Here is a 17,562-nt window from a genome sequence, read left to right as displayed (position 1 = left end):
TCATGGCTACGCTTGAACTTCGCAACGTAAACAAGACCTACGGGGCCGGCCTGCCGGACACCCTGAAGAACATCGAACTGTCGATCAAGGACGGTGAATTCCTGATCCTCGTCGGCCCGTCGGGCTGCGGCAAATCGACCTTGATGAACTGCATCGCCGGTCTGGAAACCATCACCGGCGGCGCGATCATGATCGGTGATCAGGACGTCAGCGGCATGAGCCCCAAGGATCGCGACATCGCCATGGTGTTTCAGTCCTACGCGCTGTACCCGACCATGAGCGTGCGCGAGAACATCGAGTTCGGCCTGAAGATCCGCAAGATGCCGCAGGCGGCGATCGACGAAGAAGTCGCCCGCGTGGCCAAGCTGTTGCAGATCGAACACCTGCTCAATCGCAAACCGGGCCAGCTCTCCGGTGGCCAGCAACAGCGCGTGGCGATGGGCCGTGCACTGGCGCGGCGGCCGAAGATCTACCTGTTCGACGAACCGCTGTCGAACCTCGACGCCAAGCTGCGCGTCGAGATGCGTACCGAAATGAAACTGATGCACCAGCGTCTGAAAACCACCACGGTCTACGTGACCCACGACCAGATCGAAGCGATGACCCTGGGCGACAAGGTGGCGGTGATGAAGGACGGCATCATTCAGCAGTTCGGCACGCCGAAAGACATCTACAACAACCCGGCCAACCTGTTCGTCGCAAGCTTCATCGGTTCGCCACCGATGAACTTCATCCCCCTGCGCTTGCAGCGCAAGGACGGTCGCCTGCTGGCGCTGCTCGACAGCGGTCAGGCGCGTTGTGAATTGCCGATGAGCATGCAGGACGCCGGCCTCGAAGATCGCGAAGTAATCCTCGGCCTGCGCCCGGAGCAGATTGTTTTGGCGAATGGCGAGGGCAATGGTCTGCCGAGCATCCGTGCCGAAGTGCAGGTCACTGAACCGACCGGTCCGGACACGCTGGTGTTCGTCAATCTGAATGACACCAAGGTCTGCTGCCGACTGGCGCCGGACGTGGCACCGCAGGTGGGCGAAAGCCTGACGCTGCAGTTCGATCCATCGAAAGTGTTGTTGTTCGACGCCAATACCGGCGAGCGTCTGGGCGTTGCGGGCCAGGTGCAGACAGAGACCCGGTCGGCGAATGTGGCGCAGTTCAAAGGCCGCTGAAGTACAAAATGTGGGAGCGAGCCTGCTCGCGAAAGCGGTCTGACATCCAGCATTGATGTCGCCTGATACACCGCATTCGCGAGCAGGCTCGCTCCCACAGGGGGCAAGCAGTGCCCGGCCTGTCGAGCACTGCACTTTATGTAAACCGCGTTAGATAAAAACAGTTAATAACAATAAAGACGAGGATGTAGGGATGAAAAAGAAACACGTCAATGCCCGGTTGATCTGCCAGGTTTCAGCGGCAGCTGCACTGGTGCTGGCCGGTAATGCAATGGCGGCGGATGCGTTCAGCTCCGACTCCAAGTGGATGACCGGCGACTGGGGCGGCGAGCGCACCAAGCTGATCGAGCAGGGTATCGACATCAAGGCCGACTACGTTGGCGAGATGGGCGCCAACCTGAACGGCGGTTACAACGACGACAAGACTGCGCGTTATGCCGACCAGTTCGGTCTGGGCGTGGCCCTCGACCTGCAGAAGCTGTGGGGCTGGGACAACACCCAGGCGAAGATCCAGCTGACCAATCGTAACGGCTACAACATCTCCAACGACCGCGTTGGCGATCCGCGTGCCGGCACCCTCAGCTCCTCGCAGGAAGTCTACGGCCGTGGCCACATGGTGCGTCTGACCCAACTGTGGATTCAGCACCAGTTCTTCGACAACAAACTCGACGTCAAGGCCGGTTACTTCGGCGAAGGCGAAGACTTCAACACCTTCCCGTGCGACTTCCAGAACCTGGCGTTCTGCGGTTCGCAAGTGGGTAACTGGGCGACCAACATCTGGTACAACTGGCCCGTCAGCCAGGCCGCGATCCGTGTGAAGTACAACATCAACGACGAGCTCTACGCGCAGATCGGTGCGTACAACCAGAACCCGTCGCAACTGGAACACGGCAACGGCTTCAAGCTCAGCGGCAGCGGCACCAAAGGTACCGTGCTGCCGGTTGAGTTGGTCTGGTCGCCGAAGGTCAACAGCCTGCCGGGCGAATACCGCGTCGGTTACTACAAGAGCACGGCCGATGCCGACGACGTTCGCGAAGACGTCAACGGTCTCGATGCGGCAACCACCGGTGATGACTACAAGTCGCACAACAGCAAAAGCGGTTACTGGTTCGTTGCGCAACAGCAACTCACCAGCCACAACGGTGATGCGACTCGTGGTCTGAACATCGCCGCCAACGCGACTTTCCACGACAAGGACACCAACTTCATCGACAACTACCAGTCGGTGATGTTTGTCTACAAAGGCCCGTTCGACGCGCGTCCGAAGGATGACATCGGTATCGGCGCGGCGCGTATCCACGTCAACAAGGACGTCAAGCGCAATGCTGAACTGCTGAACGCTGCCAACGGTGTCTCCGATTACGACAACGCCGCGTTCTCGCCGATTCGTGAAACCGAATACAACTACGAGCTCAACTACGGCATCCATGTCACCAACTGGCTGACCGTGCGTCCCAACCTGCAATACATCACCCATCCGGGCGGTGTGGATGAAGTCGATAACGCTTTGGTCGCTGGCCTGAAAATTCAGTCAACGTTCTGACGCGTCTGCGATAAGCTCCTCTCTATGTGCGCATTTTGCGGACAGCCCAGGCTGTCCGCTTTTTTTTGTGACACAGGTCAGATGTGTTGCTTGATGATTTTTTGTGGCTGGAGAGCTTTTTGTGGCGAGGGGATTTAGCGAAACGTCGCACCGCCCCGCTGGGCTGCGAAGCGGCCCCAAAACCATCCACTGAGGTGTATCAGCGAGAGGCCGTTTTCCAGGTTTGCGACTGCTTCGCAGTCGAACGGGGATAAATCCCCTCGCCACAGTATTCAAGGGTCACAAAGGTAATTGTACCCCCATGATTTTCAGGACCGTAGCCAATGCATGAGCATCCGCTGCAACGCTTCTTCAAATCCCTGCGTGAACGCCCCGTGTTCGCCTGGGAGCGCTATCAGATGCGCGATGTGCTGGTGATCGATCATCCGTTGTGTCAGGCGGTGTTCAGTCGGCAGGGTGCGCAGTTGCTGCACTTTCAGCCGCGTGGGCAGAAGCCGTGGTTGTGGTGCGCGGCGAAGTGGCCGCATGTCGGCGCGATTCGCGGTGGCGTGCCGGTGTGCTGGCCGTGGTATGGCCGTCATCCGAGCGAAAACGCCTGGCCGTCGCACGGTTGGGCGCGACTGCTCGACTGGAAACTGCTCGACAGCAGCAGCGCCGAGGATGGCGTGCGCCTGCACTGGCAATTGCAGCTGTGCGATTGGCAGGTCGACCTGCACGCGCACCTGGGCGAACGCATGGAATTACGCCTGAGCACCGAGCATCAGGACGACATGCCGTGCCAGTTGAGCCAGGCTTTGCACGCTTACTGGCGTATAGGCGATGTTGGTGAGATAGCGCTGTCTGGGCTCGAAGGCGCTCAGGGTTATGACCAGTTGAATCGCCAGGTTTGCCAGCAGGAAGGTGAATTGCGGGTCGATGGCGGCTGTCAGCGGGTGTTCCAGCATGACGGCGAATTGCAGCTCAAGGATCACGCTTGGCAGCGCGAGTTGTGCATCGATACCGGTGACAGCGGCGACACCGTCGTCTGGCATCCCGGCGCGCGGCCGTTACTGGGGGTAAGTTGGGACGAGATTTCCGAATTCGTCTGCGTGGAAGCAGCGGCGGGCGGCACGGACAGCCTGCACCTGGCGCCGGGGGAGAAGGCGCATTTGAGTTTGCAGGCGTGGGCGGCGGCTTAGTGCGTCAAGTACACCGATACCCTCACCCTAGCCCTCTCCCAGAGGGAGAGGGGACCGAATGGGGGATGCTCAAGAATTACGCCGACGTGAAAGTGCAGTTCTGAATCCATAATCGACTGGATATTTCAGGTCGATGTACCGCGCAAGACACCTCGGTCGGCTCCCTCTCCCTCCGGGAGAGGGCTGGGGTGAGGGGGCTTTTGATCTTTAGTTGAATTCATCCCCAACCGGATACCGGCTCGCATTCAAGCTCTCTTTGATCTTGCGCAGATGCGGCTGGAAATCCACGCCACGGCGCAGGGTCATCCCCGTTGCCAGCACATCCAGCACGGTCAACTGAATGATCCGCGAGGTCATCGGCATATAAATGTCGGTGTCTTCCGGCAGCGGAATGTTCAGGCTCAGGGTACTGGCTTTGGCCAGCGGTGAATTCTCCGCTGTCAGGCCCAAAACCGAAGCGCCGTTCTCCCGGGCGATCCGCGCCACTTCCACCAGTTCGCGGGTACGCCCGGTGTAGGAAATGATCACGAACAGCTCGCCGGTGTGTGCCACCGAGGCAATCATCCGCTGCATCAGCACATCGGCATGGGCAGTGACGGCGAGGTTGAAGCGGAAGAACTTGTGCTGCGCATCCAGCGCCACCGGGGCCGAAGCGCCGAGGCCGAAGAAGTGGATCTGCCGAGCCTGGATCAACAGGTCGACGGCGCGGCTGATCAGGTTCGGGTCGAGCGCCCGGCAAGCACTGTCCAGGGAAGCGATGGCGCTGCCGAAGATCTTCTGCGTGTACGCCTCGGGATTGTCGTCGGCCTCGACCGCGCGGCTGACATACGCCGCACCACTGGCCAGGCTCTGGGCCAATTGCAGCTTGAGTTCGGGGTAGCCGCTGACACCGAACGAGCGGCAGAAACGGTTGACCGTCGGTTCGCTCACCGAGGCGGCCTGGGCGAGGGCGGCGATGCTGAAGCGGGTGGCCTGCTGCGGATTGAGCAGAATCACCTCGGCGACCTTACGTTCGGCCTTGTTCAGCTCTTCAAGGCGACTCTGGATCTGTTCCAGTAAATTTCGCACGCGGTCCATATGGAATTCCTGATTCACCGACGCAGAGTTGCGTCGGGCTATGCAAATTGGGCCTTTGATATGGCCCGTGACGGTGGCCTATCCTACTGATGCGTCCGGGCGACCACCACTCGGATTGAGTATTCTGCGAAAATGTTGTGGTTATTACTACATTTTCCCTTGAGTGATGCCTTGAAAAAAGGTATTTGTAGCTTAACTTGATAAAAGAACAAACATCATGCCTTCCATTACGGTTGAACCGTGCACCTTTGCCTTGTTCGGCGCGCTTGGCGATCTGGCCCTGCGCAAGCTGTTTCCTGCCCTGTATCACCTTGACGGTGCCGACCTGCTGCACGAGGACACGCGCATCATCGCGCTGGCCCGTGAGCCCGGCAGCGAGCAGCAGCACATGGCGTTCATCGCCGCCGAATTGCGCCGTTACGTCGGCAAAGAGCTGAACGAAACCGTGGCCGAGCGCTTTCTCGCGCGCCTGACCTACCTGCACGTCGACTTCCTCAAGGCTGAGGATTACGTGGCGCTGGCGGAACTGGCCGGCAGCAGCCAGCGCATGATTGCCTACTTCGCCACCCCGGCGGCGGTGTACGGCGCGATCTGCGAGAACCTCGAGAAAGTCGGTCTGGCCGAAAATACTCGCGTGGTGCTGGAAAAACCGATCGGCTCTGACCTGGAATCGTCGCGCAAGGTCAACGACGCCGTCGCGCAGTTCTTCCCGGAAGACCGCACCTACCGCATCGACCACTATCTGGGCAAAGAGACCGTTCAGAACCTGATCGCCCTGCGTTTCGCCAATAGCCTGTTCGAAACCCAGTGGAACCAGAATTACATCTCCCACGTGGAAATCACCGTGGCCGAGAAGGTTGGCATCGAAGGCCGTTGGGGCTATTTCGACAAGGCCGGCCAACTGCGCGACATGATCCAGAATCACCTGCTTCAGCTGCTCTGCCTGATTGCCATGGACCCGCCGGCCGACCTGTCCGCCGACAGCATCCGTGACGAAAAGGTAAAAGTGCTCAAGGCGCTGGCGCCGATCAGTCCGGAAGGCCTGACCACACAAGTGGTGCGCGGTCAGTACATTGCTGGCCACAGCGAAGGCAAATCCGTTCCGGGTTACCTCGAAGAACCGAATTCCAACACCCAGAGCGACACCGAAACCTTTGTCGCCCTGCGTGCCGACATCCGCAACTGGCGCTGGGCCGGCGTGCCGTTCTACCTGCGTACCGGCAAGCGCATGCCGCAGAAGCTGTCGCAGATCGTCATCCACTTCAAGGAACCGTCGCACTACATTTTCGCCCCGGAGCAGCGTCTGCAGATCAGCAACAAACTGATCATCCGCCTGCAACCGGACGAAGGCATTTCCTTGCGCGTGATGACCAAAGAGCAGGGCCTGGACAAGGGCATGCAACTGCGCAGCGGCCCGCTGCAATTGAATTTCTCCGACACCTGGCGTAGCGCGCGGATCCCCGATGCCTACGAGCGGTTGTTGCTGGAAGTAATGAACGGCAATCAGAACCTGTTTGTCCGTAAAGATGAAATCGAAGCCGCGTGGAAGTGGTGTGACCAGCTGATCGCCGGGTGGAAGAAATCCGGCGACGCGCCCAAGCCGTATGCGGCCGGGTCGTGGGGGCCGATGAGCTCCATTGCTTTGATCACGCGGGACGGGAGGTCGTGGTATGGCGATATCTGATGTGCAACTGCCGACGGGCGTGACTGCCCGCGAATTCAACAGCCCGGTGCTGCTCGCCGAAGGTCTGGCGCTCAACGTTGCCAAGCAACTGAGCGACGCCATCGCGGCGCGCGGCAACGCGGTGCTGGTGGTGTCCGGCGGACGCAGCCCGGTCGCGTTTTTCCAGCACCTGGCCAAGCAGGAGCTGGACTGGTCGAAGGTCGTCGTGACCCTGGCCGACGAACGCTGGGTACCGGTTGAACATGCCGACAGCAATGCCGGCCTGCTCAAGCAGTATCTGCTCAAAGGCCCGGCAGCCAAGGCGCAGTTCCTCAGCCTCTACAGCGCGGCGGCCAACGTCGAGCAGGCTGCGGAACAGGCTGATCGCTTGCTCGCGGAATTGCCGCCGATTGACGTGCTGGTGCTCGGCATGGGCGATGACGGTCACACCGCGTCGCTGTTCCCCGACAGCCCGAACCTCGCCGAAGCCCTGCAAGCCGATGGCACGCGCCGTTGCTGGCCGATGCTGGCGCCCAGCGTGCCGCGTCAGCGCCTGACCATGAGCCGCGCGCTGCTGGCCTCGGCCCGGCACAAGATTCTGTCGATTTCCGGTCAATCGAAACTGACCACCCTGAATGCCGCGCTGGCATCCGATGACGTTGCGGCCATGCCGGTGCGCGCGTTTCTGCAACCTACGTTAGAGATTTACTGGTGCCCATGAGCCAAGGAACAGCCGCTATGACAACCCCATCCCCGACCGTTTCCATGGCGGACAAAGTTGCCCTGATCGACAGTCTCTGCGCCAAAGCGCGGATCCTGCCAGTGATCACCATCGCCCGCGAACAGGACGTGCTGCCACTGGCCGACGCCCTCGCCGCCGGTGGCCTGACCGCGCTGGAAGTGACCCTGCGTTCGCAGTTCGGCCTCAAGGCCATTCAGATCCTGCGCGAACAGCGCCCGGAACTGATGACCGGTGCCGGCACCGTGCTCGACCGCAACATGCTCGCAGCGGCGGAAGCGGCCGGTTCGCAATTCATTGTCACCCCGGGCATCACCCGTGACCTGCTCGAAGCCAGCGTCGACAGCCCGATTCCGTTGTTGCCGGGCATCAGCAACGCCTCGGGGATCATGGAAGGCTACGGTCTGGGCTATCGCCGCTTCAAGCTGTTCCCGGCGGAAGTCAGCGGTGGCGTGGCGGCAATCAAGGCGCTCGGCGGCCCGTTCGGCGAAGTGAAGTTCTGCCCGACTGGCGGCGTCGGCCCGGCCAATATCAAGAGCTACATGGCGCTGAAAAACGTCATGTGCGTGGGCGGTAGCTGGATGCTTGATCCGGAGTGGATCAAGAACGGCGACTGGGCCCGCATTCAGGAATGCACCGCCGAGGCCCTGGCGCTGCTGGACTGATTGTTACCCGACACTTCGTTGTGTGCTTTACGGCTTTATGGTGCGCTTGGTCGGCGCACCTTTTTTTGCGCTGAAAAAACTGCCGGTACATGCGGCGATACATAGTTACTGCACGCTGTCTTTTTCACGGGGTTAATCTGCGTCCATCTTATGGAAGAGAGAACGCCTCATGGACGACCGTCAGTCTCTGACCCTTACACCACAATCCCGTTATCAACCGAAGCAACTTCCCCTCGGCCGCCCCGCAGCCGATTCCCAAGTGCGCAATATCAGCCAGGGCGTCCAAGGCTTGCCGCTGATCCTGCGTCTGTCGCTGGTCGATGCGATGACCAGCGAGCCGGTCATCGGCGCGCTGGTGCGCATTCAACAGCGTGTCGATGGCGACACCAGCCTGGGCGGCAGTCAATCGACTGACAGCCATGGCATCGTCCGTTTCACCAGTGTCTACCCGGATCGACCTGCGCACGGCGCTGCTTGCCTGAGGCTGAACGTATTCATTCCCGGCGACGAAGCAGGAGCGCAAGCTCACCACGAGGCCTGGGCCGGCACCTTGCACCTCCCAGGCCGCTGCGGCTGTGAAGCTGCCGCCGAGGACGCCTTGCAGTTGCTATTGCAGCCGATCGCCGGCGCCGATCTTGAAGACGGCGCCTTCGCCAGCCAGATCCTCGGCATCGACACCTTCGCCGTGTCGGCCCAGTTGGGTCTTGAAGGCTACGAAAAGAACTCCGGTGTGCCGTTCTAGCGCAGCTGGTTCAATGCGTGGACCAACTGCTCCATCTCGCCAGCCGTGGTGGTCAGCCCCGGGGTAATGCGAATGCACGGCCCGCACGCGGCGCCGGTGCGCACCACGGTGAACAGGTTGAATTCTCTGAGCAGACGCTCGGCCATGGCTTGCTGATCGGCATGCCGGGTGAAGCGCAGCGCGGTGATCCCGCAATACAGTTGCGGGTCGTCCGGCGTCAGCACCTCGATGCCCGGCAGGTGCCGGACCCGGCTGACCCACAGGTTGCGCAGGTAACTCAGGCGTGGGCTTTTGGCTGCGGCGCCGCCGAGGGCGTCGTGCTCTTCGAACACCAGCGGCAAGGTCATCAGTGCCGGGATGTTCGGCGTGCTGTACGAGGTCCGCGCGCGAATATCGCTGACCGGGTAATGCATCTCGCCCATGTCCGGATCGATGTCGGCGAGACGCTGCGGGGCGATATAGATAAAGCCGAGGGTCAGCGGTGCGCCGATCCATTTGTGCAGGTTGTAACCGGCGAAAGCGATGCCCAACGCTTGCAGGTCGAATTCAATCTGGCCGAGGGCGTGGGCACCGTCGAGGATGATGTCGACGCCATGCTCTTTGGCCAATGCGGCGATGGCCTGCACCGGCATGACCAGACCGGTGCGATGGGTGACGTGGGTCAGGGCCATCAGTTTGAGTTTTGGATGGCTGACGAAAGCCTCGCGGTAGCTTTCCAGCAGGCTGTCGAAACTGGCGGGATGGTGGTGGGCAATTTCGATGACCTCCACGCCACGCTGCTTCGCCAGCCAGCGCATGGCGCCCTTGACCGTGTCGTACTCGAGGTCGCAGATCAGTACCTGATCACCCGGTTGCAGACGATTGTAATTGCGGATCAGCGATTGCAGGCCTTCGGTGGCATTGCGGGTCAGGGCCACGCTTTGCGCGCGCACGCCAATCAGTTCGGCCAGTTGCGCGCGGATCTCAAGGTTGTCGTGCTGTTCAAAGCGCTGGCGTGCATAAATCGAGTTGCTGGCGTTGATCAGCTCGATATTGCGCTGGTACTCCTCGATCACTGTGCGCGACATGCGCCCGAAGTAACCGTTTTCAAGATTGACCGGACCGGGCTGCACATCGTATCGGTCGGCGAATGTCTGCCAGAAGGCTTCGTCACGGGCGCGGCGGGTGTTGTCAGGCATGGTCGGCAAGGCTCAAGAGGGAAGGGCGCGTCAGTGGCGCGGGGCGGGTTTGCCGTGTTTGGCGCGCAGCGGCTCGAGCAGGTCGGACAGGCCGTTGTGGTCGATCTCCTGCATCAGCGCCAGCAGGCCACCGAGTTCACCGTGGGGAAAGCCTTCACGGGCAAACCAGTTCAGATAGGGGCCAGGCAGGTCGGCAATGATCCGCCCTTTGTACTTGCCGAAGGGCATTTCGCGGGTGATCAGCAGTTCGAGTTTTTCCGGATTCATCAGCACGCTTCATCGATTCACATCACAGCCTGGAAAATACAGGCATTCTGCATGCAGGCCAAATGACAGATCATGCAAAAAACCAGCATGCAGATGGTTCAATCTTTTTTAAGTCACTGAAAAATAAGGTTCTATTATCAATAAGCAAACTGGCACGCACACTGCAATATCCCTTGCATCTTCAACCAACCGCAAGGAATTGGAAAATGACTGACGTAAACAAAGAATCCATCTCGGTACTCAATGACCTGATCGAAACCTCCAAGGACGGTCAGGAAGGTTTCAAGACTTGCGCCGAAGACATCAAGCACCCAGAGCTGAAAAGCCTGTTTGTGACTCGCGCAGCTGATTGCGCCGCTGCCGCAGCTGAGCTGCAAGCGGCCGTTCGTTCGCTGGGCGGCGATCCGGAAACTTCCACCAGCGTGAGCGGTGACCTGCACCGTCGCTGGGTCGACGTGAAAGCCATGTTCACCGGCAAAGACGAAGAGGCTGTGCTGAACGAAGCCGAGCGCGGTGAAGACCATGCCCTGAAGGCTTACAAAGAAGCGCTGGAAAAAATCACCAAGCACAATCTGGTGGGTATTCGTGACCTGGTTGAGCGTCAGTACCACGGCGTACAACGCAACCACGACCAGGTGAAAGCCCTGCGTAATCAGGCTCGTGCGAACTCGTAAGAGTTAGTCGGCTGAAAAAAACGCCAGCTTGTCTGGCGTTTTTTGTGCGCGTCTGGAAAGCAAAGATCGCAGCCTGCGGCAGCTCCTACAGGGGAATGAATTCCAAAGTAGGAGCTGCCGCAGGCTGCGATCTTTTCGATCAACCGATACTGATCGCCGGCAATGTCGGCAACGTCACCGTCTGCTGTTTACGTGGCGCGAGAATCTCCGCTTCACCATCCACTACCAATTCATCACGCTGATTGAACACGCGAGTGGCAATGCGCACACGAAACTTCGGCAGCTTCTCGAGAATTTCCAGACGCACTGTCAGCGTGTCGCCGATCTTCACCGGCTTCTGAAAGCTCATCTGCTGACCGATATAAATGGTGCCCGGCCCAGGCAATTCACAGGCCACCGCTGCACTGATCAGCGCACCGCTGAACATGCCGTGGGCGATGCGCTCCTTGAACATGCTGGCGGCGGCAAACTCGGCGTCCAGGTGCACCGGGTTGTGGTCGCCTGACATCGCGGCGAACAGCTGAATGTCGCGCTCTTCGACAGTCTTGCTGTAGCTGGCGGTCTGGCCGACTTCGAGGGCTTCGTAAGGGATGTTGGTAACCTGGGTCATCGGTTTCGATTCCTGTGACGGATTTCAGTCAATCCACAAAAAATTATTCGCTGCGCTGCGGGCGCCGGTGGCTCAGGGCCTGGTCGATCCAGGCGAGCACATCGGCGGTCACTTCGTCGCGATTACTTTCATTGAACAATTCGTGCCGGGCCTGCGGGTAGATCTTCAGTTGCAGATGCTGGCTGCCGGCCCTGCGCAAGGCATTGGCCAGATCTGTCAGACGCTTGCCCTCGCTCACCGGATCACATTCGCCACCAATCACCAGCAGCGGCAGGCCCGGATCGATCTGCGCGAGATTGGACGCTTTGCTGATTTGCTGCAAGCCGCCGAGCAGGTCGATCCACAGCTGATTGGTGCAGCGAAAGCCGCACAACGGGTCGGCGGCGTACTTGTCGACTTCGGCCGGATCACGGCTCAGCCAGTCGAAACGGGTGCGCACCGGTTTGAATTCATTGTTGAACGAGCCGAACGACAGCCACTCGATCAACGCACTGCGGCCCTTGCCGCCCTGGCGCAGTTTTTCCAGCCGGGCAATCTGCCGGGCGGCGCGATACAGCGCCACTGGCTGGTAATTAGAGCCACTGAGAATCGCCCCGTGCAGACTGGCACTGTGGTGCAGCAGATACGCCTGCGCCAGATAGCTGCCCATGCTGTGGCCGAGCAGGATAATCGGCACGCCGGGATGTTGCTGGCCGATATGCTGGTTGAGGCTGGCCAGATCGCCAACCACCTTGCACCAGCCATCGTCATCGGCGAAATGGCCGAGGGTGCCGTTGTCGGCGGTACGACCATGGCCACGCAGATCCGGGGCGTAGACGCCATAGTCTTTGTCGCAAAACGTGTCGGCGAGCCGCGCGTAGCGAGCGCTGTGTTCGGCCATGCCATGGGCCAGCAGAATCACCGCTTTCAATGGCGTGGCCGGCAGCCAGCGGTTGACGTACAGGCGGCTGCGGTCACTCGCGTCCAGCCAGAAGGTGTCGTGGGTCATGGCGATTCCTTTGCTCAGCATCGCCACAGTGTATAGCGCGTCTGATCAGCTCACGCCACGGCTGGAAGATTCACGGGATCAATGAGGGCCTGCGTCATATTTGCCTCAATGGCCATAGCTGCTAGTGTCCGTGAAGCTCCGCTTTGTGCTTTTCGCCTTCCATGGACGAAGCAGAAACGACAGAAAGCGGCTCCCGGATCGGCTCAGGTAAAGAGGACAAGAACAATGCAACCTGATTTCTGGAATGACAAACGCCCGGCCGGCGTACCGCTGGACATCGACATGGGCGAGTTCAAGTCGGTCATCGAAGTGTTTGAGCGTTCCTGCAAGAAGTTCGCTGACCGCCCGGCGTTCAGCAGCATGGGCATCACCCTGACCTACGCCGAACTCGAACGCCAGAGTGCGGCGTTCGCCGGTTACCTGCAGGCCCATACCGATCTGGTGCCGGGGGATCGCATTGCGGTGCAGATGCCCAACGTCCTGCATTATCCGATTGCCGTGTTCGGCGCGCTGCGCGCCGGGCTGATCGTGGTCAACACCAACCCGCTCTACACGCCACGGGAAATGCGCCACCAGTTCAAGGATTCCGGCGCACGCGCACTGGTCTACCTGAATCTGTTCGGGCAGAAAGTCCAGGAAGTGCTGCCCGACACCGACATCCAATATTTGATCGAAGCGAAGATGGGCGACCTGATGCCCACCGCCAAAGGCTGGCTGGTCAACACCGTGGTCAGCAAAGTGAAGAAACTGGTTCCCGAGTATTCGCTGCCGCAAGCCACTTCGTTCAAAAGTGCGCTGCGCATGGGGCGTGGTCTGGGCATCAAGCCGCTGAACGTCGGCCTCGATGACATCGCCGTGCTGCAATACACCGGCGGCACCACCGGCCTGGCCAAGGGCGCGATGCTCACCCACGGCAATCTGGTGGCGAACATGCAGCAGGTGCGCGCCTGTCTGGCTCAGCTCGGCCAGGATGGTCAGCCGCTGTTGCGCGAAGGCCAGGAGGTGATGATCGCGCCGCTGCCGCTGTACCACATCTATGCCTTCACTGCGAATTGCATGTGCATGATGGTCTCGGGCAACCACAACGTGTTGATCTCCAATCCGCGCGACATCGCAGGCTTCATCAAGGAACTGAAGAACTGGCGCTTCTCGGCGCTGCTGGGTTTGAACACCTTGTTCGTCGCGCTGATGGATCACCCTGACTTCAAGACCCTGGATTTCTCCAGCCTGAAGCTGACCAACTCCGGCGGCACCGCGCTGGTCAAGGCCACCGCCGAGCGCTGGGAGCAGATGACCGGTTGCCGTATCACCGAAGGCTACGGCCTGACCGAAACCTCGCCGGTGGCGTGCACCAATCCTTACGGCGATCAGTCGCGCCTGGGCACTGTCGGCCTGCCGGTGCCGGGCACGCTGGTGAAAATCATCAATGATGACGGCGTCGAACAGCCACTGGGCGAACGCGGCGAGCTGTGCATCAAAGGCCCGCAGATCATGAAGGGCTACTGGAACAAACCCGAAGCCACCGCCGAAGTGCTGGACGCCGAGGGCTGGTTCAAGTCCGGCGATATCGCCGTGATCGACCCGGACGGTTTTGTGCGCATCGTCGATCGCAAGAAGGACATGATCATCGTCTCCGGCTTCAACGTTTATCCCAACGAAATCGAAGACGTGGTCATGGCCCACCCGAAAGTCGCTAACTGCGCGGTCATCGGCGTGCCGGACGAGCGTTCGGGAGAGGCGGTGAAGCTGTTTGTGGTAGCGCGGGAGAGCGGGGTCAGCCTGGAAGAGCTGAAGGCTTACTGCAAAGAGAATTTCACGGCCTACAAGGTGCCGAAACACATCGTGTTGCGTGAGTCGTTGCCGATGACGCCTGTAGGGAAAATTCTGCGGCGCGAGTTGCGGGATATCGCCTAGGCCTGAACCGCAGCGCTTGTGACATTCGCGAGCAGGCTCGCTCCCACAGGTATCGATGCTTTCTGTGGGGGCGAGCCTGCTCGCGAATCTTTTGTGCCCGCTGAATTCGGGGGTTTTGGGGAGTTATAGGATTTTTGCTCTAAAATGACCGCTGGCAAGTCTTGAGTCATCAATATGACTGTAGGGGCCTCTTTTGGCTCTGGTCGACCCTTGGCAAAGCTGCTACTCTCGGCGCGCTTTGTGACTTCTCGGCCTGTAAAACGCCGGATTCACCAATACAAAACACACACCAATAATAATCGCATCAAATGCGGTGAAGAATTCGCGTTGCTGAGGAGTGGGCTTCCATGATCGAAGACTTTTGGAAGGATAAGTACCCGGCTGGAATCGCAGCCGAGATCAATCCAGACGAGTATCCGAACATTCAGGCAGTGTTGAAGCAATCCTGCCAACGCTTCGCCAACAAACCGGCTTTCAGCAACCTCGGCAAGACAATCACCTACGGTGAGCTGTACGAGCTGTCCGGGGCCTTTGCCGCGTATCTGCAACAGCATACCGACTTGCAGCCCGGTGATCGAATCGCCGTGCAACTGCCCAACGTCCTGCAATACCCGGTCGCGGTCTTCGGTGCCATTCGCGCCGGGCTGATCGTGGTCAACACCAACCCGCTGTACACCGCGCGGGAAATGGAACACCAATTCAATGACTCAGGCGCCAAAGCGCTGGTGTGCCTGGCGAACATGGCGCATCTGGCCGAAGCCGTGGTGCCGAAAACCGGGGTCAAGCACGTCATCGTCACCGAAGTCGCCGACTTGCTGCCGCCGATCAAGCGCCTGCTGATCAACAGCGTCATCAAGTACGTGAAGAAAATGGTCCCGGCCTATCACCTGCCCAAAGCCATCAAGTTCAACGACGTCCTGAGCAAAGGCCACGGCCAGCCAGTGGCCGAAGCCAATCCGGACAGCGGCGATGTCGCAGTGCTGCAATACACCGGCGGCACCACCGGCGTGGCCAAGGGCGCGATGCTCACGCACCGCAACCTGGTCGCCAACATGCTGCAATGCAAGGCGCTGATGGGCTCCAACCTCAACGAAGGCTGCGAGATCCTGATCACGCCGCTGCCGCTGTATCACATCTATGCGTTCACCTTTCATTGCATGGCGATGATGCTGATCGGCAACCACAACATCCTGATCAGCAACCCGCGCGACCTGCCGGCGATGGTCAAGGAACTGTCGAAGTGGAAGTTCAGCGGTTTCGTCGGTCTGAACACGCTGTTCGTGGCGCTGTGCAACAACGAAGGTTTCCGCAAGCTGGATTTCTCCGCGCTGAAAGTTACCCTGTCCGGCGGCATGGCCCTGCAACTGGCGGCGGCCGAGCGCTGGAAAGCCGTGACCGGTTGCGCCATCTGCGAAGGCTACGGCATGACCGAAACCAGCCCGGTGGCCACGGTCAACCCGATTCAGCACATCCAGATCGGCACCATCGGCATTCCGGTGCCGTCGACCCTGTGCAAAGTCATCGACGATGCCGGTGTCGAGCAGCCGCTGGGCGAAATCGGCGAGCTGTGCGTCAAAGGCCCGCAAGTGATGAAGGGCTACTGGCAGCGTCAGGAAGCCACCGATGAAATGCTCGACAGCGACGGCTGGCTGAAAACCGGTGACATCGCGCTGATCCAGCCGGACGGCTACATGCGCATCGTCGATCGCAAGAAAGACATGATTCTGGTGTCTGGCTTCAACGTCTATCCGAACGAACTGGAAGACGTGCTGGCGACTTTGCCGGGCGTGTTGCAGTGCGCGGCGATCGGTGTGCCGGACGAGAAATCGGGTGAGGCGATCAAGATTTTCATCGTCGCCAAACCGGGCGTGACCCTGACCAAAGAGCAGGTCATGGACCACATGCGCGCCAACGTCACCGGCTACAAGGTGCCGCGCTCGGTGGAATTCCGCGACGCATTGCCGACCACCAACGTCGGCAAGATCCTGCGCCGCGAATTGCGGGATGAAGAACTGAAGAAGATCAAGGCCAAGTCTGCCGCGTAAATAAAAAGCCCCGCAGATGCGGGGCTTTTTGTTGGGAAAGATTGGTGATTTGCAGCGTCTGGTAAATCCTACCCCCTCACCCCAACCCTCTCCCCCAAGGGGGCGAGGGGGAAGGGAGCCGATCTTCAAACTTTTCAGAACCTGAGTTCGGCTCGATATTTCAGGTCGGCGTATTCCGTAAGAACAACCCGGTCGGTCCCCTCTCCCTCTGGGAGAGGGCTAGGGTGAGGGGAAGGGCTGACGCCACAAATCCTACTGACGAAACGGCGCAAAATTCACGTTGGTCCCCGCCGGACGCATGTCCTGCAGGTACGAATCCTTGTCCGCACTCAATTCCAGGCTCAGCGCCGCCTTGCGTTTGCCTTCATTGCGAATCACCAGGCCTTCGAGCTTTTCGCGCAGGAACACCGTCGGCACTTTCAGGTGCAGCAACTCATCGGTGGCCGGGGTGTGCAGCAGCAAGTGAATCCACTCGTACTGACCGATGGCCAGACGCGACACCGGCAGGTCGAACCACCAGATATTGCGGTTGCGGTTCAGTTCGGCGAAGTGGCAGTTGTTGGTGCCGAGCACGGCGCCGCCCAGTTCCTGGTTGCGACGGGCGATGGCCTGGGTTTTATTGAGCTTCATGACATTCCTGCGAATCGGTGTGCCGGGCTCAGCGCCCGTAGGCTGAGCATTCTCGGGGCAACGCCGGCAAACATAAAGCGCAACCTGCGCGCCACGACGAAATGCCGGCAAAATAAATGAAACTCGGCGCAAAGCGCACCGGTCAATCGTTACGTAATGACTTTTCTTCCCTATATGCATCACGGAGAAACACCATGAGTAGCACAGGCGATAAAGTAAAAGGCATGGCCAACGAAGCCGTCGGTAACGTCAAGCAAGGCGTCGGCAAGGTCACTGACAACGACAAGCTGCGCGCCGAAGGCAAGGTTCAAGAGAAAAAAGGCGAAGCCCAGCAAGCGGTTGGCAACGCCAAGGACGCGGTGAAAAAAGGCGTCGACAAGGCGTAAGCGAGCCTTGAACGAATCACACGAGCGGCCATCCAAGGATGGCCGTTTTTGTATCAGAACCCTGCGGTCATCCGCCAAAGGATCGCCAAGTAGGCTACCT

At 59.8% G+C, this 17,562-nt stretch carries 17 protein-coding genes; 11 read left to right on the top strand and 6 right to left on the bottom strand.

Annotated features, from left to right (window positions below):
* Positions 1-2 precede the first annotated feature (2 nt).
* The 3 genes from AB4O12_RS14935 (at position 3) to AB4O12_RS14925 (ending at position 3,884) form a co-directional block, all read left to right on the top strand.
* Positions 3-1,163: an ABC transporter ATP-binding protein gene (locus AB4O12_RS14935; protein ID WP_073472036.1), complete on the top strand. Its 1,161-nt coding sequence runs from the start codon at positions 3-5 to the stop codon at positions 1,161-1,163.
* A gap of 193 nt (positions 1,164-1,356) precedes the next feature.
* Positions 1,357-2,706, top strand: a complete 1,350-nt coding sequence (locus AB4O12_RS14930) for a carbohydrate porin (RefSeq protein ID WP_016773536.1) — start codon at positions 1,357-1,359, stop codon at positions 2,704-2,706.
* A 323-nt stretch (positions 2,707-3,029) separates the two neighbouring features.
* Positions 3,030-3,884, top strand: coding sequence for a D-hexose-6-phosphate mutarotase (locus AB4O12_RS14925; protein WP_039758108.1), 855 nt, complete (start codon positions 3,030-3,032; stop codon positions 3,882-3,884).
* A gap of 207 nt (positions 3,885-4,091) precedes the next feature.
* On the opposite strand, the gene AB4O12_RS14920 is transcribed toward AB4O12_RS14925, so the two are convergent.
* A complete protein-coding gene (locus AB4O12_RS14920; RefSeq protein ID WP_460062464.1) occupies positions 4,092-4,952 on the bottom strand; it encodes a MurR/RpiR family transcriptional regulator in 861 nt (286 codons plus the stop codon).
* A gap of 226 nt (positions 4,953-5,178) precedes the next feature.
* Here AB4O12_RS14920 and zwf point away from each other — a divergent pair, with 226 nt between their 5' ends.
* The 4 genes from zwf to AB4O12_RS14900 all read left to right on the top strand — a co-directional run bounded on the left by zwf (position 5,179) and on the right by AB4O12_RS14900 (position 8,770).
* Positions 5,179-6,645 carry a glucose-6-phosphate dehydrogenase gene (gene zwf, locus AB4O12_RS14915; protein ID WP_016773537.1) on the top strand — a complete coding sequence of 489 codons (1,467 nt, stop codon included), beginning with the start codon at positions 5,179-5,181 and terminating at the stop codon, positions 6,643-6,645.
* A complete protein-coding gene (pgl, locus tag AB4O12_RS14910) occupies positions 6,632-7,345 on the top strand; it encodes a 6-phosphogluconolactonase (protein WP_041479176.1) in 714 nt (237 codons plus the stop codon). Before zwf ends, pgl begins: the two co-directional genes overlap by 14 nt.
* A 17-nt stretch (positions 7,346-7,362) precedes the next feature.
* Positions 7,363-8,028: a bifunctional 4-hydroxy-2-oxoglutarate aldolase/2-dehydro-3-deoxy-phosphogluconate aldolase gene (locus AB4O12_RS14905; RefSeq protein ID WP_016773539.1), complete on the top strand. Its 666-nt coding sequence runs from the start codon at positions 7,363-7,365 to the stop codon at positions 8,026-8,028.
* A gap of 169 nt (positions 8,029-8,197) precedes the next feature.
* Complete coding sequence (locus AB4O12_RS14900; protein WP_122602102.1) at positions 8,198-8,770, top strand: peptidase associated/transthyretin-like domain-containing protein; 573 nt, start codon at positions 8,198-8,200, stop codon at positions 8,768-8,770.
* Here AB4O12_RS14900 and AB4O12_RS14895 read toward each other — a convergent pair.
* Both AB4O12_RS14895 and AB4O12_RS14890 read right to left on the bottom strand, forming a co-directional pair.
* Positions 8,767-9,948, bottom strand: coding sequence for an aminotransferase class V-fold PLP-dependent enzyme (locus AB4O12_RS14895; RefSeq protein WP_460058913.1), 1,182 nt, complete (start codon positions 9,946-9,948; stop codon positions 8,767-8,769). The two genes, AB4O12_RS14900 and AB4O12_RS14895, sit on opposite strands and share 4 nt — an antisense overlap.
* Before the next feature lie 30 nt (positions 9,949-9,978).
* Positions 9,979-10,215 (bottom strand): DUF3820 family protein, encoded by a 237-nt coding sequence (locus AB4O12_RS14890; RefSeq protein WP_003227425.1) that lies wholly within the window; start codon positions 10,213-10,215, stop codon positions 9,979-9,981.
* A 206-nt stretch (positions 10,216-10,421) separates the two neighbouring features.
* Here AB4O12_RS14890 and AB4O12_RS14885 point away from each other — a divergent pair, with 206 nt between their 5' ends.
* Positions 10,422-10,889, top strand: a complete 468-nt coding sequence (locus AB4O12_RS14885; protein WP_042607255.1) for a PA2169 family four-helix-bundle protein — start codon at positions 10,422-10,424, stop codon at positions 10,887-10,889.
* 139 nt (positions 10,890-11,028) lie between these two features.
* On the opposite strand, the gene AB4O12_RS14880 is transcribed toward AB4O12_RS14885, so the two are convergent.
* Positions 11,029-11,499: a MaoC family dehydratase gene (locus AB4O12_RS14880; RefSeq protein WP_003227420.1), complete on the bottom strand. Its 471-nt coding sequence runs from the start codon at positions 11,497-11,499 to the stop codon at positions 11,029-11,031.
* Between the two features lie 43 nt (positions 11,500-11,542).
* Positions 11,543-12,487: an alpha/beta hydrolase gene (locus AB4O12_RS14875; RefSeq protein ID WP_460058910.1), complete on the bottom strand. Its 945-nt coding sequence runs from the start codon at positions 12,485-12,487 to the stop codon at positions 11,543-11,545.
* A 225-nt stretch (positions 12,488-12,712) separates the two neighbouring features.
* Here AB4O12_RS14875 and fadD2 point away from each other — a divergent pair, with 225 nt between their 5' ends.
* Together fadD2 and fadD1 are read left to right on the top strand one after the other, a co-directional pair.
* The gene (gene fadD2, locus AB4O12_RS14870) at positions 12,713-14,401 is read left to right on the top strand and encodes a long-chain-fatty-acid--CoA ligase FadD2 (protein ID WP_150637506.1); all 1,689 of its coding nucleotides are present in this window, start codon (positions 12,713-12,715) and stop codon (positions 14,399-14,401) included.
* Positions 14,402-14,748: 347 nt separating this feature from the next.
* Positions 14,749-16,446, top strand: a complete 1,698-nt coding sequence (fadD1, locus tag AB4O12_RS14865; protein ID WP_024014053.1) for a long-chain-fatty-acid--CoA ligase FadD1 — start codon at positions 14,749-14,751, stop codon at positions 16,444-16,446.
* Between the two features lie 252 nt (positions 16,447-16,698).
* On the opposite strand, the gene AB4O12_RS14860 is transcribed toward fadD1, so the two are convergent.
* Positions 16,699-17,076 (bottom strand): hypothetical protein, encoded by a 378-nt coding sequence (locus tag AB4O12_RS14860; RefSeq protein WP_016775519.1) that lies wholly within the window; start codon positions 17,074-17,076, stop codon positions 16,699-16,701.
* Between the two features lie 194 nt (positions 17,077-17,270).
* Here AB4O12_RS14860 and AB4O12_RS14855 point away from each other — a divergent pair, with 194 nt between their 5' ends.
* A complete protein-coding gene (locus tag AB4O12_RS14855; protein WP_041479186.1) occupies positions 17,271-17,462 on the top strand; it encodes a CsbD family protein in 192 nt (63 codons plus the stop codon).
* Positions 17,463-17,562 lie beyond the last annotated feature (100 nt).

The sequence above is a fragment of the Pseudomonas sp. S2_A05 genome (assembly GCF_054668485.1).
Note: the sequence above shows the minus strand (reverse complement) of the source record. Positions and strands in the feature narration are given on the sequence as shown.

What these genes read in the sequence shown, in the direction of transcription:
- fadD2 (WP_150637506.1), top strand. Translation starts at nt 12,713, where the DNA reads ATGCAACCTGATTTCTGGAATGACAAACGCCCGGCCGGCGTACCGCTG.
- AB4O12_RS14880 (WP_003227420.1), bottom strand. Translation starts at nt 11,499, where the DNA reads ATGACCCAGGTTACCAACATCCCTTACGAAGCCCTCGAAGTCGGCCAG.
- pgl (WP_041479176.1), top strand. Translation starts at nt 6,632, where the DNA reads ATGGCGATATCTGATGTGCAACTGCCGACGGGCGTGACTGCCCGCGAA.
- zwf (WP_016773537.1), top strand. Translation starts at nt 5,179, where the DNA reads ATGCCTTCCATTACGGTTGAACCGTGCACCTTTGCCTTGTTCGGCGCG.
- AB4O12_RS14855 (WP_041479186.1), top strand. Translation starts at nt 17,271, where the DNA reads ATGAGTAGCACAGGCGATAAAGTAAAAGGCATGGCCAACGAAGCCGTC.
- AB4O12_RS14900 (WP_122602102.1), top strand. Translation starts at nt 8,198, where the DNA reads ATGGACGACCGTCAGTCTCTGACCCTTACACCACAATCCCGTTATCAA.
- AB4O12_RS14930 (WP_016773536.1), top strand. Translation starts at nt 1,357, where the DNA reads ATGAAAAAGAAACACGTCAATGCCCGGTTGATCTGCCAGGTTTCAGCG.
- AB4O12_RS14860 (WP_016775519.1), bottom strand. Translation starts at nt 17,076, where the DNA reads ATGAAGCTCAATAAAACCCAGGCCATCGCCCGTCGCAACCAGGAACTG.
- AB4O12_RS14890 (WP_003227425.1), bottom strand. Translation starts at nt 10,215, where the DNA reads ATGAATCCGGAAAAACTCGAACTGCTGATCACCCGCGAAATGCCCTTC.
- fadD1 (WP_024014053.1), top strand. Translation starts at nt 14,749, where the DNA reads ATGATCGAAGACTTTTGGAAGGATAAGTACCCGGCTGGAATCGCAGCC.
- AB4O12_RS14935 (WP_073472036.1), top strand. Translation starts at nt 3, where the DNA reads ATGGCTACGCTTGAACTTCGCAACGTAAACAAGACCTACGGGGCCGGC.
- AB4O12_RS14925 (WP_039758108.1), top strand. Translation starts at nt 3,030, where the DNA reads ATGCATGAGCATCCGCTGCAACGCTTCTTCAAATCCCTGCGTGAACGC.
- AB4O12_RS14905 (WP_016773539.1), top strand. Translation starts at nt 7,363, where the DNA reads ATGACAACCCCATCCCCGACCGTTTCCATGGCGGACAAAGTTGCCCTG.
- AB4O12_RS14885 (WP_042607255.1), top strand. Translation starts at nt 10,422, where the DNA reads ATGACTGACGTAAACAAAGAATCCATCTCGGTACTCAATGACCTGATC.
- AB4O12_RS14875 (WP_460058910.1), bottom strand. Translation starts at nt 12,487, where the DNA reads ATGACCCACGACACCTTCTGGCTGGACGCGAGTGACCGCAGCCGCCTG.
- AB4O12_RS14895 (WP_460058913.1), bottom strand. Translation starts at nt 9,948, where the DNA reads ATGCCTGACAACACCCGCCGCGCCCGTGACGAAGCCTTCTGGCAGACA.